Genomic DNA, 13,411 nt, shown 5'->3' on the forward strand with positions numbered 1-13,411 from the left:
CGGGCGTGCCGGTCATGGGACGGTCTGGGTCCGCCGGGCCGGATCGACCGCGTAGCGGGCTTTCAGGGCCTCGACAATCCGGCCCATGCGGCTGCCGTTGGATCCCTTCACCATGACCGCATCGCCGGACCTGAGAGTCCGGGCGAGCGGCTCGATCAGGTCGGCGGCCGTGTCGGCCACGCCGCCGCGGCGGCTCACCGGCAGGGCCTCGAACAGATGACGCATCAGCGGACCGGCCGCGAAGACGAGGTCGATCCGGGCCGCCTCGATCGCCTCCGCGAGGTCGCGATGCAGGTCGGGCGCGGCGGCGCCGAGTTCCAGCATGTCGCCCAGCACCGCGATCCGACGCCCGCGTGGCCCGGTCTCGATGCCGGCCAGCGTCGCCAGCGCGGCCCGAACCGCGACGGGATTGGCGTTGTAGCTCTCGTCCACGAGATAGGCCGTGCCGCCGCCGATCTCGAGGGCGCTGCGCTCGCCGCGGCCCGCCGGCGGCGTCAGCCCGCCGAGCGACAGGGCGGCGCGGGCGAGGTCGGCCCCGAGGCTGTGGACCACCGCCATGACACCCAGCGAGTTCAGCGCCGCGTGCCGCCCGGCGGTGCCGAGCTTGTACGTGACGGGCTGGCCCATCACCATCGCGTCGATCACCGACAGGTCGGGACGGAGCACGATCTTCAGGGCGCGCACGTCGGATTCGGGATGCTCGCCGAAGGTCACCACCCGTCCCGCCCGGGAGGCCTGCGCGTGGGCCGCGAGCCGGTCGAAATGCTGGACGTCGCGGTTGAGGATCGCGATGCCGCCGGGCTGGAGCCCGGAGAAGATCTCGCCCTTGGCGTCCGCGATCGCGGCGAGCGAGGCGAAATGCTCGATATGGGCGGGCGCGATCGTGGTGATCAGCGCGATGTCGGGCCGGACCTGGGCGGTCAGCGGCACGATCTCGGCGCCGTGGTTCATGCCGATCTCGAACACGCCGTAGCGGGTGGTGCGCGGCATCCGCGCCAAGGTCAGAGGCACGCCCCAGTGATTGTTGTAGGAGGCCGCTGAGGCGTGGGTTTCGCCCTGCTCGGACAGGACGTGGCGCAAAGCCTCCTTGGTTCCGGTCTTGCCGACCGAGCCGGTGACCGCCACGACCTGCGCGCGGGTCCGGGCGCGCGCGGCGGCACCGAGGCGCACCATCGCGGTCAGGACCGGGTCGGGACCCGCCTCGGGCACCGCCAGGACGGGGCCGTGAGACGCGAGGTCCTCGGCGCGGCCCGCGCTGACCACGGCGGCACCGGCCCCGCGGCCCAGGGCATCGGGAACGAAGTCGTGGCCGTCGCGGGTATCGCCGCGGATCGCGAAGAACAGGTCGCCAGGCTGGAGCGTGCGGGTGTCGATCGAGGCGCCCCCGATCGCGCGCTCGGCGCCGGTCAGGCGTCCGCCCGTCGCGGATTCCAGCTCCTCCCGCGTCCAGAGTGCGGTCATCGTCGGTCCCCCGTCGTCCTCAGGCCGCCGCGGCAATCGCGGCGCGCAGGACCGCATGGTCCGAGAACGGGAGCGTGCGATCCCCCACGATCTGGCCGGTTTCATGGCCCTTGCCGGCCACGACCAGCACGTCGCCCGGTCCGAGCCGGGCGACGGCGCTGTGAATCGCCTCGGATCGGTCGCCGATCTCCTCCGCGCCCGGAGCCGCGTCCAGGATCGCCCGGCGGATGGCGGCGGGATCCTCGGTGCGCGGGTTGTCGTCCGTGACGATGACGACGTCGGCAAGCCGCTTCGCGATCGCGCCCATCAGCGGCCGCTTGCCCCGGTCACGGTCGCCGCCGCAGCCGAAGACCACGATCAGCCGACCCGACGCGAACGGGCGGAGCGCGGCGAGCACGCTCTCAAGGGCCTCCGGCTTGTGGGCGTAGTCGACGAGGCAGAGGCCACCCCGCGCCTCGCCGATCCGCTCCATGCGCCCGGGGACGCCGGTGAGATGGTCGAGCGCCGCGAAGACGCCGTCGGGATCGGCGGCGCCTGCTGGCGTGGCGAGGGCGAGGCCGGCCGCCACCAGTGCGTTCTCGACCTGGAACTCCCCGACGAGCGGCAGGCGCAGATCCCGGGCCCGGCCCTCGAACAGGATGCGGGCGGCCTGCGCGAAGCCCTCGGTCCGGACGGAGGCGACCCGCAGGTCCCGTCCGCCCCGGCCGACCGTGCGGACCGGCCGGCCGGCGGCCTCCGCGGCGGCGATCACCCGCTCGGCATAGGCGCCGTCGGCATTGACGATGGCCGGGCGGCCCGGCGGCAGCAGGTCGGTGAACAGGCGCAGCTTGGCCGCGAGATAGTCCTCGATGCTCGCGTGATAATCGAGATGGTCCCGGCCGAGATTGGTGAAGCCGGCCGAGTCGAGGCGGACGCCGTCGAGCCGGCGCTGCTCGATCCCGTGCGAGGAGGCCTCCATGGCGAGGTCGGTGACGCCCTCGGCGGCGAGACGCGCCAGCGTCCGGTGCAGCGTGACCGGGTCCGGGGTGGTCAGCGAACCGTACTGGGCCCCGCGATTCGTGACGATTCCGACCGTGCCGAGGCTCGCGGCGTCGCGGCCGAGCCGGGCCAGGATCTGGCGCACGAAGTCGGCCACCGAACTCTTGCCGGCCGTTCCGGTGACCGCCACCACGGTCCCGGGCTGCGCCCCGGCGAGCCGGGCCGCGGCGTGGGCGAGCGACCGGCGCGCATCGGCGACCGGGATCCAGGTCACCGTGTCGGGCAGGTCGGCGGGACGGGTCCCCTCCCCCGCCACTGCGGCTGCGCCCCGCTGGGCTGCCTGCGAGGCGAAGCGCCGACCGTCGGCCTTCGTGCCGGGCACGGCCACGAAGACCGTGCCGGTGGCGACCTGCCGGCTGTCGGCGGTCAGGTCCGACACGGACAGATCCGCGGCGGGGCCGGTGACCTCGGGGAAGAGGTCGGCGAGCCGCGCGCTCATGACGCCACCATCACGGGCCGCCGAGCTGGTTGATGTGGTAGGCGTTGAGCTTGACCATCTGCGGGAACGGCCTCACCGGCGGCTCGAATTGCGGCGGCAGGCCGAGGATCGGCGCCACGCGCTCGATCACCTTGCCGGTGACCACGCCGGAATTCCAGGCCGCCGTGGCGTAGCCGCCGGATTCCGGCAGGCCCTGCGGCTCGTCCATGATCGTCACGAACAGGTACTTCGGATCGTTCATCGGCGCCGCCGCCATGAAGGTCGTGAACAGGCGGTTGTGGATGTAGCGGCCGCCGATGACCTTCTCGGCCGTGCCGGTCTTGCCGCCGACGAAGTAATAGGGGACCGCCGCCTTCTTGGCCGAGCCTTCGGCCGCGTTGAGCCGCATGATGTAGCGCATCGCCTCGGAGGTCTGGGCCGAGAGCACGTGGGTGGCGCGGGCCTTGGCCGAGTCCGGGGTCGCCTTCAGGAAGGTCGGGATCATCAGGTCGCCGCCATTCGCGATGGCCGCCACCGCGGCCGCCGCCTGGATCGGCGCCACCGCGATGCCGTGGCCGAACGCGATGGTGATGGTGTTGATCTCGGTCCAGCGGGACGGGACGATCGGCGCCGCGCTCTCGGGCAGCTCGGTGCGCAGCCGGTCCAGCAGGCCCATCTTCTTCAGGAAGGCCTTGTGGCCGGGCACGCCGACGCCGAGCGCCATCTTGGCCGAGCCGATATTCGACGAGTGCGTGAACACCTCCGGCATGGTGATGACCCGGTTGGTGCCGTGATACTCGTGGATCTTCTGCCGGCCCCAGTTCAGCACGCCGCCGCGGGTGTCGAAGGTCGAGTTGACGTTGTACTTGCCGGAATCGAGCGCCATGGCGAGGGTCATCGCCTTGAAGGTCGAGCCCATCTCGTAGACGCCGACATTCATCCGGTTGATGCGGTCGGGCGACAGCGCGTCCTTGGGATCGTTCGGATCGAAATCCGGCATGGAGACCAGGGCGATGACCTCGCCGGTCTTCACGTCGAGGATCATCGCGGCGCCGGCCTTGGCCTTGAAGTGGTCGATGCCCCAGGCAAGTTCGTCGCGCACGGCGAATTGCGCGCGCAGGTCGATCGACAGCTGCACCGGCTTCAGGTCGGCCTGCTTGTTGATCAGCCCGAAGCTGTTGAGGGCCTGCAGGCCGGTGGAGTCGATGTACTTCTCCATGCCGGCGATGCCGATGCCGTCGAGGTTCGTCGCGCCCAGGATGTGGGCGGCGGCGACGCCATTCGGGTAGACCCGCTTGTGGTCGGGCAGGAAGCCGATGCCCGGGATGCCGAGCCGGTGGACCTCGGCCTGCTGCTTCGGGGTCAGCTCGCGCTTCACCCAGACGAAGCCCGCGCCCTTCTTGTCCTTGCGTTGGGTGAGCTTGGCCCGCAGCTCCGAGGCGTTGAGTTCGGGCAGGACCGCGGTGAGGAGTTCGACCGCCTCGTCCTTGTCGTAGATGTTGCCCGGCTCGGCGAAGACCGAGACCGTGCGGATGTCGGTGGCCAGGATTTCGCCGTTGCGGTCGACGATGTCGGGCCGGAACGCCGTCGAGGAGGCGGCCGCGACCCGGTGCTCCTGGCTGGGCGGCTCCCCGAAGATCGCCATCATCAGGAGCTTGGCGGAGATCGTCCCGAACACGCCGACGAAGACCAGCCCGACCAGCGCGACGCGCATGTGCGAGCGCTCGATGGCCAGCCGGAACATGCTCCGCAGGAGCGCCTTGGCGCGCTCGGCGCGCGGCTCGGGCTCGCGCGCCTCCTCCTCCAGGGGGCGCGGCGCGCCGGCCGCATGCGCCAGCGCGGCGGCTTCCAGCAGCGCCGCCTCGTGGTCCGACACGGCGGGCTCGACCGCCGGGTCTAGGGTCTCGTCGGCGTGATCGGACACGGGGGTTTACCTCGAAGCCGTCGTCGGGGTGCGGGTCGTGGTGACGGTGCGGGTGATCGAGCCGGTCGTGCGCGGCTCGATCGTCCCCTTGTCCTTGGGCGTCGCCGTGGCGGCGAGCAGCCGGCCGATCTCGTCCCCGCGCTCCGGCCGGGCGGGCAGATCGGAGAGGCGCGCCAGATGGCTGGTGCCGATCGGCTCCAGGGCGATATGCTTGTCGACGGCCGCCTGGAGGCGGTCCGGCCGGGTGAGCAGCTGCCACTCGGCGCGCAGCACGGCGATCGCCTGCCGCTCCTTGTGCAGGGCCGTCTGCAGCTTGGAGACCTGACCGCCCTGGTAGAGCGTGTCGTACTTGATCGAGTAGGCATAGATCGCCGAGGCGACGAGGCCGGCCACTGCCAGCAGGTTCAGGAGGCGGATCATCGGCGATGGCCTCCGCGGGCCGCGTCGGGCAGGCTCGCCAGGGCGGTCAGCGCCGCCAGCGGTTCGGGAACGTCGGATTCGGTGCGCTCCGCGACCCGGAGCTTGGCCGAGCGGGCGCGCGGGTTGCGGGCCGTCTCGGCCTCGCCCGGCAGGACCGGGCCCTTGGTGACGAGACGGAAGCTGCGGATGGTCTCGACCGGACCCCCGGGCAGATGGCGCGAGGCCTGCGCGGAACGACCGCTGCGGGCCGCGAAGAACTGCTTGACGATCCGGTCCTCGAGCGAGTGGAACGTCACGACCGCGAGCCGTCCGCCGGGCCTCAGCGCGCGCTCGGCCGCGTGCAGGGCGCGCACCAGCTCGCCGAGTTCGTCGTTCACGGCGATCCGCAGGCCCTGGAAGGTCCGCGTCGCCGGGTGGATATGGCTGCCGGGCTCGGTCCGCACCACGCCGGCGACCAGTTCGGCGAGTTGCGCGGTGGTCTCGATCCGGCCGCGGCGGCGCGCCTCGAGGATGGTCCGCGCCACCGCGCGCGAGCGCCGCTCCTCGCCGTAATGGTAGATGATGTCGGCGAGCACGGTCTCGTCGGCCTCGTTGACGAGGTCGGCCGCGCTGGGGCCGTCGGCGCCCATGCGCATGTCGAGGGGCCCGTCGTTGCGGAACGAGAAGCCGCGCTCCGGCACGTCGAGCTGCATCGACGAGACGCCGATATCGAGCACCACCCGGTCCACCTGGGCGAGGCCCGCCTCCGCCAGGACGGTGTCGAGCGCGCCGAAGCGACCGTGCAGGAGGCGCAGGCGCCCCCCGGATGCCGCGACCAGCGCCTGGCCACCCGCGATCGCCGTCGGGTCGCGGTCGATGGCCACCACCTGCAGCGCAGGATCCGCCGCCAGGAGCGCGCGGGTGTAGCCGCCGGCACCGAAGGTGCCGTCGACCGCAAGCCCGCCCGCCGTGGCGAGCGTCTCGATGACCTCCGCGAGGAGGACCGGGACGTGCGGCTGATCCGGCACCTCGGCGCCGTCGTGCCGCGGCGCCGTCTCGGGAGAGGGACGACGCCGGCTCATGGGTGCCTCGCCGATGGCGCGCGCCGTGCCTGGCGCGGACGGTCGGAATGTCGGCGCGTTCCGGAGATCCGGACGCGGATGCGGCTCATGCGACTCATGGTGCCCTGTGCCGGGCCGCGCGAGCGCGGCGCGCGTGACGGGAACGGCACCGGATGCTGAGCGCGCAAGATGCCGCGCACGGACGGGACCTGCACCATGGCAGGTTGCGCCTGGCGATCCGATACACGCCGTTGACGGGAGGATGCCGGGTATCATGGGCCTCGGAGGATCGTCAACGCACAAGCTTGGCGCTGCCGCGCCGACCGATCTGAACCCGACAAGGTTAACCGAAGGTTTTTGCCGCACCGGAATCTTCGGCGCATCGCGCGCCGGTTCGGATGCGGCGCCGAGCCGTAAGGCGTTGCGCTGGCGAGGCTTATCGGTGCGTGGATCAGCCGGCCTATAAGCCGGGTTCTGTATGGCCGGAGCGCTCGCGCGCGCCGACGTGGCGGCCATTCCTCTGGGACGGTCGTCGCCGACCGCCTCGAGCAACCAACCCGGGCGACTGGCCTGGAGAGCCGGCCTGCCCTTCTCGCGAAGGGCGCGCCGCCCCTATTCGGTCTTGCTCCCGGTGGGGTTTGCCGTGCCGTCCGCGTTGCCGCGTCCGCGGTGCGCTCTTACCGCACCCTTTCACCCTGACCCCGGACGGATCCGGGGCGGTCTGCTTTCTGTGGCACTGTCCCTGGGGTCGCCCCCGCCGGACGTTATCCGGCACCGTCTCTCCATGGAGCCCGGACTTTCCTCCCCGGATGCTCGCGCGTCCGGAGCGGCCGCCCGGCCGGCTGATCCGCGGGCAGATGCGCCCGCGGAGCCGTCCGGGTCAAGGGTGCAGGACCCTCACCAGGTGCCGGTGTTCGCCATGGACGTCCAAGGCTCCTGCGGCTCCTTGGCGCCGCCCTTCTGCAGGATCTCGATGGAGATACCGTCCGGCGACTTCACGAAGGCCATGTAGCCGTCGCGCGGCGGCCGGTTGATGGTGACGCCCTTCTCCTGCAGCCGGGCGCAGAAGGCGTAGATATCGTCGACTTGGTAGGCGAGATGGCCGAAATTGCGCCCGCCCGTGTAGGTTTCCGGATCCCAGTTGTAGGTCAGCTCGATCAGCGGCGACTTGGTGGCCGTGGCCCGCTCGACGTCCCCGGGGGCAGCCAGGAACACGAGGGTGAAGCGGCCCTTCTCGTTCTCGACGCGACGGACCTCCTTCAGGCCGAACGTGTCGACGTAGAAGGCCAGCGCCCGGTCGAGATCGGCAACCCGGACCATGGTGTGCAGAAATTCCATAATGGCGCTATCCCGTTGATATGATGATAGTTTTGGCCGGTTCTGGCAAGAAACTGACACGAACTTGCGTGCAGGGCGTTCGCCTGCGGCTGATTGGTCGCCGCGATAGTTAGCGTCCGATCGAGCGGCGAGTAGGTCGCACCTGGGCCCCGGAAGCTTCCCAGGCTCGCGAATTGGCCAGTTGGTGGGTATGCTGGCGATCGTTGTCACGGCGGAGGTATCTAAGCCGTTGATAAGTAACGCTTCTACGGGGTAGTGGATGATCACGTTCGGCCAGGGGAAGCTGAGCAGTGTCGCTATTATGCCCCTATCCTGCACCCATAGCCGACGGTCGAACTCACCTCTCGCGGCTACCCTTCAACACTCCCGAATCGCCCGATCAGTGCGTCCCTGGGTAAAGATCGAGCTCGCCTGACGACTTACCCGAATCAGTTGGTGGGCGAGGGGCTGGTTCTGCCCCGGGATTGAGTTCGCTCAACCCTGACCCGTGCCGCCCTTTCCCGCCTACTCTGGGTGGGCCTAGGCCTAAGCTGTGTCCTGACAGTGCGTGCAAGATGTACGGCGCTTCATGCGCGGCGCACTCATCAACGCTCAGCTTAAGCGCGAGCGCTGCAATAGCGTCAACCAGGTGATTCGTTCCGGACGCTCGATGATCGGCCTAAACTGTCTGCCGTTCCGCGGAAGCCACGCACGTGCGAACTGCGCGCGCGGAGCGCACTACCAAATGGCGACCTCGCCGAGCGCATCGATCACCTTGCTCGGCCTCTAGGCTCCAGGCGCCATATCGGCGAAGCGCCTCATCCATCCGCGGGCGCTCGGACCTCTCATTCCAGCCCGGCGCGATGTGCCCGCGTCACTGTAGGATCCAATGGCATCGCGGCAACATTCCTCTTTGCGCATAGAGGGAGAATGCGTAAGCATCCGGCCTGAGCCGCAGGCATTCCGGTCGCGGTAGATTGGCCGCGTCAGGCGGCGTCGGCGACGAGCTGAGTGGCGGCAGGTTGCTGCCAGTTCCACGGCAGCAAGGCATCGAGGTCCCGCGCGGGGTGTTTGTTGATGCGCGCGAGCACATCGGCCAGCCACGCCTGCAGGTCGACGCCGTTGAGGCGCGCGGTCTGGATCAGCGTGTACATCACCGCCGCGCGCTCGCCGCCGGGCACCGACCCGGCAAACAGCCAGGCTTTCCCGCCGAGAGCGATACCGCGCAGCGCCCGTTCCGCCGCGTTGCTGGTCAGGCAGATCCGCCCGTCGTGGATGACGCGCTCGAAGGCCGGCCAGCACTTGAGCATGTAGTCCATCGCTTTGGCCACGTCGGCATGGCGCGAGAGCCTGGTCCGCTCGGCCCGCATCCAGGTCTCCAACTCGGTGACGCACGGGGCGAGGCGCTCGCGCCGAATCACAAGACGGGCGGCAGCCTCAAGGCTATTGATCTCCCGCTCGACCACAAAGATCGCGTCGATGCGCTCGACCGCCGCCAGTGCAAGCGGACCCAGCACCGGCAACCGGCCGCGCGCCTTGGCGGTGACGTCGGCGAGCACGAAGAATCTGCAGCGCGCGTGTGCCCAACACGCCGCCTCGACAAGCGGCCCCAGAGGACGCGTGGGGTCGTAGAGCCGGTTGAACCCGGCAAAGGCGTCGGCCTGCAGCACGCCCGAGAAGCCATCGAGGTGACGCTCGGAATGCTCGCCTAAGCGATCGGGCGAGAACTGGAACAGCGCCGCCGGCGGGTCGAGGCCGCCGAACGGCCGGTCGTCGCGCACGTACACCCAATTTAGCTCTATAACAGGACAGATAAAAACACTATTTCTTCTTGTTCGAAGGAGTGGCTGTCGGAGAAGCCGATGTTTCACTATCTAGCTGCTTTAATTGGCGCGCGGCATTCTCGTTTGTTGTACCGGTGCTGCCTTGGCGCTTAGCTGCATCGGATGCTTGCTGAGTCGTAGTCGTTTTCTTATCTTCCGCAGATTCGGCAATGGTCGCGCCTGAAAAGGCGCAGACGACAACAAATCCGACTAGCGTCGTTCGCATTTTGTGCCTCCATCGATCAATATTTTGACTGCACTGCGGACGAGAACGTACTTCCGAAATTGTTCTGCGTAAATGCCCAATTTAAGGTATGCCTCCAGTGTCCTCCGGAAAAGGCCAAGCTTACACGTCCAAGTCGTTGTGTGACTCGTGTAGGGGCAGGGACAAAACCGTTTGGCCTGAGCTGGCAGATGCGGGCACAGGCGAGGGTGATGAAGGCTAGGTGGAGGTCGGGACGGCACTCGTATCGGCATGGCACTCGTAGCGGACGGCGAGGCGGCGGAAGCGGGCCAGGCTCGCCAGAGTGCGCTCCACGATCAAGCGGTAGCGGCCTAGGGCGTCTCTGAAATGGTTCCCAGTCTGGGTGGTCAGGCCCATGTTCGAGAAGGTGCGCGACGGGTCCCCATCGAACCCGTTCGATGGGGACCCTGGTCGTCGGCCTCTACCTCGCCCCACCCGATCGCGCGCTGGTGCTGTGCGTCGACGAGAAGCCGAAGATCCAGGCGTTGCAGGGCACGGCGCCAGCCTTTCCCCTCCGGCCGGGCCAGGCCGAGCGCGTGACCCACGATTATCGTCGGCATGGCACGCTCGACCTGTTTGCCGCCCTCGACGTGAAAGCTGGAACGGTGATCGGGAGCTGCAAGCCGCGACGTCGCAGCGCCGAGTTCCGGACCTTCCTGGAACAGGTCGAGAGCAGCGTCGCACGCGATCTGGAGGTGCGTCTCGTGCTCGACAACCTGAAGACGCACAAGACGACCCTGGTACAAGACTGGTTGGTTCAGCATCCGCGGTTCAACCTCCACTTCACGCCGACGAGCGCGTCGGGGCTCAATCTCGTGGAGCTCGATCTACGTGGCCCTCGAGCGCTCGGCTCTTGCTCCAGTCGCAGGGTGTTGCAAGAGTGAGATCGCCTTGCCCGAACTCGTCCATCTGTGCGAGGCGGGGTCCGGTTCGCGACCGTGCTGGCCGATGCCCGCTACGGCAGCAGTGCTGCCTTCCGTCATGGTCTTGAGGAGCGTCACCTGGGCTGGGCCGTAGGCATCCTGCCCACGCAGAAGGTCTTCCCCGCGGAAGTCATGCTCGTGCCGTCCTCCAGTCGTGGCCGCAAGCCTGTCCCGGACCAGGAGCCGCGCGGTGGAGGCCGTGCTGGCCGAGTGCTCCTGGCGGCGCGTTACATGGCGCCGGGCACTAAGCTTGATTTGGAAAGCAGCGGCCGCCTGCCTCGGGTAACGCGTGCAGTCAGGCGCCGGCCCGGCCAGCAGCCGCGTTCCCCAGACAGACCAAGGCAGCTCGGTCTGGTTGCTGTAACGAGAGGCGAAAGCCAGATGTAGGTCGGCAAGCGCGCATTCCCGGACTTTTCACGATGTCCCGTGCACTCGGTGAGCGTACAAAACTCTGTCGGCACGTGCCGGCATGTAGGAGGATGTCGACCGCTGATAGATCGCGATTGGCCAAAGCGAGCCTAATAGCCCCCTCGTCCTACTGAGCTTGCAGCACCGGCTGCGCCACTACGGCCGACAGAATTTCCAGCGCCTGCTCCTCCTGACCGTCCGGTCGCGTCTCCAGCGCCGGCTGCTCCGCTACGACCGACAGAACTTGCCGCTCCAGCAGCTCCGGCCCTACCTACAGATGAATTTTGTGCATAGATCCCCGATATAAAGAGTGAAAAAGAAAGCAATTCCAATAAAATAGTCGTACTTACACGCATAGTATCCTCCCGTTCTGTTTTGAAGGAAAATACGATTTGTTTCAAGGCGGAATTCACAATTAAGATCGGCATTGCTGGGCATTAGCGCAGCAAACTTGGCTATAAACTCGTGCGTATGCCGTTCACGTGCAGTAGTATTATGCGGATAATTTTGCTATAAGCGTTTTAGTCACTCCAATCAAGACTCCGAGGTGCGAAAGTGAAAGCTAGAGCCGCGTTTCGAAAATGGGTCACAGTTTTAATCTCATACACTGTGATGATTGAATGCGCGAACTCCCAATCATGCAATACAAATGAATATATTAAGATTGATAGAAACTTAAGTTCTCTGAAATATAATTTAGGTACAACTGATATCGACGATGATTTTAGTGGATATTGTTCTACGTTAAGCGAGCTAATCGATGAAAATGAGAAAATGGTAGATTTTTTGGAAGATTGTAACAGATCTGCAGCTATTATAGCGAAGAAAACACTTCAGAACTACAAAAGACAATACAAAAGCAACAGATGCTAGAGTATCGTTTCGTTCTTGGCTATGACGTGGACGGAAAAGTCCTTCTAAATCTTGTGGTACTAAAACGAGTTGTTACCAACCCATACGGCGAAAGGAACGAAAATGGGAATGCGTTCCATCAAACTTTGCTTGATATGAAGATGGCGAACGAGTCGGGCTGGGTTGATTACCTCATATCGGCGCCAGTTAAGTCAAACCTTTCAACGAAGTAGAGTTATGTTAGGGCTGTTAAATCCGATGGCGCGCCGGGTGTGATCGGGGCGGGATTTTATCTCGAATTGCCGCCGAATACGCCCGATGCGCCGGTTCAGAAGGCCCGCTAAGGGTGAAAGCAGTCGGTAACTGCCGCTTAAACGGCCAAGCCGTCTGAGGTCAGACCCTAATAGGGGTTGGTGGTGAAGAAGGTTTTGTCTCGACGTTCTCCACCTGTCTCCACCCACGTGTTCCAGGGTGGAGAATGCTCACTCACCCGTGTCTGAGGCGTGCCCGCCAAATTCCACGAACTTGCGCGGCTTACCTTTGGCATCTTTGCCGTCGACCGCCTCGAACCTGCCCTTCTCGATCCAGACCTTGAGCATGCCGGTGATCTTGGACTTGTGGGCCTTGTCCTCGCGGTCGAGCTTCAGGGCGCGGGCCATCGGGATGCCCACCCATTCCGGGGACTGGGCATCGAGCCGGAAGCGGGTGCCGGCTGCCGCGCACCCCGCCACCTCAGGTTAGGTAGGGAACTCAGACAACCAATTGCTGTCGCTTGCGTTTTCTTCCTGAGATTGGGATTTCCAGCGCAGGAGGATCGCGATGGCAAGGTTGTTCTGCCTCCCGGATAGCGCTTGGGCGCGGATTGAGCCGCACCCACCTCACGGCCAACCGGGCAAACCTCGGGTCGACGACAGGCGGGTGATCAGCGGCATCCTGCACGTCCTGAAGGTCGGCTGCCGCTGGCAGGACAAGCCTTCCGCCTATGGCCCACACACGACGATCTATAACCGCTACAACAGGTGGGTCCAGACACTGGTCAAGTCATTCAACGTCCGCCTGTGCGACGAGGTCCTCAACGCGAATTGGTTCTTGTCGTTGTTTTACCCGATCAGCAAGATCGAGATGCCGCGGCGTCAGTAAAACGACAGCCGTCCTCACGCAGCTTTGGGGCAGCTAACGCCTCGGGAGCTAGTGCAGTGACGCGGACGGAGGATTCACGCAGGCGGTGAGGCGTGCGAGTCTGGGCCATGGCTCAGACGGTATGCGTTCTTCTCGATACGAGCGACGCGGCACGGCTGGCTGCGATCGCCAGCGACCGCTCTCGCCCGCTCAAACATATCCAGCGCGCCCGCATCGTCTTGCTCTCGGCCGAGCGCCTGAGTGTCCAGGACGTCGCCCGGCGAGCGGGCGTCAGCCGTCCGGCCGTGTGGCGCTGGCAGCGGCGCTACGCCGAGGCGGGCGTCGAGGGTCTGCTGCGCGACAAGACGCGTCCGCCCGGGACACCACCCCATTCGACCGAGACGGTGGCTGAGGTGCTGGCGCT

Annotated in this window: 9 protein-coding genes, 1 other RNA gene and 4 pseudogenes; 4 read left to right on the forward strand and 10 right to left on the reverse strand. The window is 66.6% G+C overall.

From position 1 onward, the window contains the following. Positions 1 to 12 precede the first annotated feature (12 nt). The 9 genes and pseudogenes from BLT59_RS19580 to BLT59_RS19620 form a co-directional block, all read right to left on the reverse strand. Positions 13 to 1,461, reverse strand: a complete 1,449-nt coding sequence (locus tag BLT59_RS19580) for a UDP-N-acetylmuramoylalanyl-D-glutamyl-2,6-diaminopimelate--D-alanyl-D-alanine ligase (RefSeq protein WP_091784154.1) — start codon at positions 1,459 to 1,461, stop codon at positions 13 to 15. Between the two features lie 19 nt (positions 1,462 to 1,480). Then, on the reverse strand, positions 1,481 to 2,938 hold the full coding sequence (locus BLT59_RS19585) for a UDP-N-acetylmuramoyl-L-alanyl-D-glutamate--2,6-diaminopimelate ligase (protein WP_091784102.1): 1,458 nt from the start codon (positions 2,936 to 2,938) through the stop codon (positions 1,481 to 1,483). Between the two features lie 10 nt (positions 2,939 to 2,948). Next, positions 2,949 to 4,841, reverse strand: a complete 1,893-nt coding sequence (locus BLT59_RS19590) for a peptidoglycan D,D-transpeptidase FtsI family protein (RefSeq protein WP_091784105.1) — start codon at positions 4,839 to 4,841, stop codon at positions 2,949 to 2,951. Positions 4,842 to 4,847: 6 nt separating this feature from the next. Next, positions 4,848 to 5,261 carry a cell division protein FtsL gene (locus BLT59_RS19595; RefSeq protein WP_091784108.1) on the reverse strand — a complete coding sequence of 138 codons (414 nt, stop codon included), beginning with the start codon at positions 5,259 to 5,261 and terminating at the stop codon, positions 4,848 to 4,850. Next, positions 5,258 to 6,322 carry a 16S rRNA (cytosine(1402)-N(4))-methyltransferase RsmH gene (gene rsmH / locus BLT59_RS19600; protein WP_348272291.1) on the reverse strand — a complete coding sequence of 355 codons (1,065 nt, stop codon included), beginning with the start codon at positions 6,320 to 6,322 and terminating at the stop codon, positions 5,258 to 5,260. The genes BLT59_RS19595 and rsmH overlap by 4 nt, the downstream gene beginning before the upstream one ends. 426 nt (positions 6,323 to 6,748) lie before the next feature. Beyond that, positions 6,749 to 7,147: RNase P RNA component class A (gene rnpB, locus BLT59_RS19605), an RNA gene on the reverse strand. A 51-nt stretch (positions 7,148 to 7,198) separates the two neighbouring features. Then, positions 7,199 to 7,639: a VOC family protein gene (locus BLT59_RS19610; protein WP_091784111.1), complete on the reverse strand. Its 441-nt coding sequence runs from the start codon at positions 7,637 to 7,639 to the stop codon at positions 7,199 to 7,201. Between the two features lie 965 nt (positions 7,640 to 8,604). After that, a pseudogene (locus BLT59_RS19615) lies at positions 8,605 to 9,408 on the reverse strand (IS66 family transposase); the annotation flags it as partial. A gap of 417 nt (positions 9,409 to 9,825) precedes the next feature. Next, positions 9,826 to 10,006 (reverse strand): annotated as a pseudogene (locus BLT59_RS19620) (IS5/IS1182 family transposase); the annotation flags it as partial. An 89-nt stretch (positions 10,007 to 10,095) separates the two neighbouring features. Here BLT59_RS19620 and BLT59_RS19625 point away from each other — a divergent pair. Together BLT59_RS19625 and BLT59_RS31885 are read left to right on the forward strand one after the other, a co-directional pair. After that, a pseudogene (locus BLT59_RS19625) lies at positions 10,096 to 10,506 on the forward strand (IS630 family transposase); the annotation flags it as partial. Between the two features lie 117 nt (positions 10,507 to 10,623). Beyond that, the gene (locus BLT59_RS31885) at positions 10,624 to 10,995 is read left to right on the forward strand and encodes a transposase (RefSeq protein ID WP_244514058.1); all 372 of its coding nucleotides are present in this window, start codon (positions 10,624 to 10,626) and stop codon (positions 10,993 to 10,995) included. A 1,355-nt stretch (positions 10,996 to 12,350) separates the two neighbouring features. Here BLT59_RS31885 and BLT59_RS31375 read toward each other — a convergent pair. Then, positions 12,351 to 12,527 carry a hypothetical protein gene (locus BLT59_RS31375; protein WP_175544065.1) on the reverse strand — a complete coding sequence of 59 codons (177 nt, stop codon included), beginning with the start codon at positions 12,525 to 12,527 and terminating at the stop codon, positions 12,351 to 12,353. A gap of 160 nt (positions 12,528 to 12,687) precedes the next feature. Between BLT59_RS31375 and BLT59_RS19635 the strand changes: the two are divergent. Next, positions 12,688 to 12,891 (forward strand): annotated as a pseudogene (locus BLT59_RS19635) (transposase); the annotation flags it as partial. Positions 12,892 to 13,115: 224 nt separating this feature from the next. Continuing rightward, positions 13,116 to 13,411: helix-turn-helix domain-containing protein (locus BLT59_RS19640; RefSeq protein ID WP_139174074.1), on the forward strand; the 296-nt coding region annotated here is incomplete at its 3' end.

Origin of the sequence: Methylobacterium sp. UNC378MF (assembly GCF_900103195.1) — a bacterium.
In the GTDB taxonomy this organism is placed as follows: domain Bacteria; phylum Pseudomonadota; class Alphaproteobacteria; order Rhizobiales; family Beijerinckiaceae; genus Methylobacterium.

Excerpts from the sequence above, each read along its gene's own strand:
- BLT59_RS19580 (WP_091784154.1), bottom strand. The coding sequence starts at position 1,461 with ATGACCGCACTCTGGACGCGGGAGGAGCTGGAATCCGCGACGGGCGGA.
- BLT59_RS19585 (WP_091784102.1), bottom strand. The coding sequence starts at position 2,938 with ATGAGCGCGCGGCTCGCCGACCTCTTCCCCGAGGTCACCGGCCCCGCC.
- BLT59_RS19595 (WP_091784108.1), bottom strand. The coding sequence starts at position 5,261 with ATGATCCGCCTCCTGAACCTGCTGGCAGTGGCCGGCCTCGTCGCCTCG.
- rsmH (WP_348272291.1), bottom strand. The coding sequence starts at position 6,322 with ATGAGCCGGCGTCGTCCCTCTCCCGAGACGGCGCCGCGGCACGACGGC.
- BLT59_RS19610 (WP_091784111.1), bottom strand. The coding sequence starts at position 7,639 with ATGGAATTTCTGCACACCATGGTCCGGGTTGCCGATCTCGACCGGGCG.
- BLT59_RS31375 (WP_175544065.1), bottom strand. The coding sequence starts at position 12,527 with ATGGCCCGCGCCCTGAAGCTCGACCGCGAGGACAAGGCCCACAAGTCC.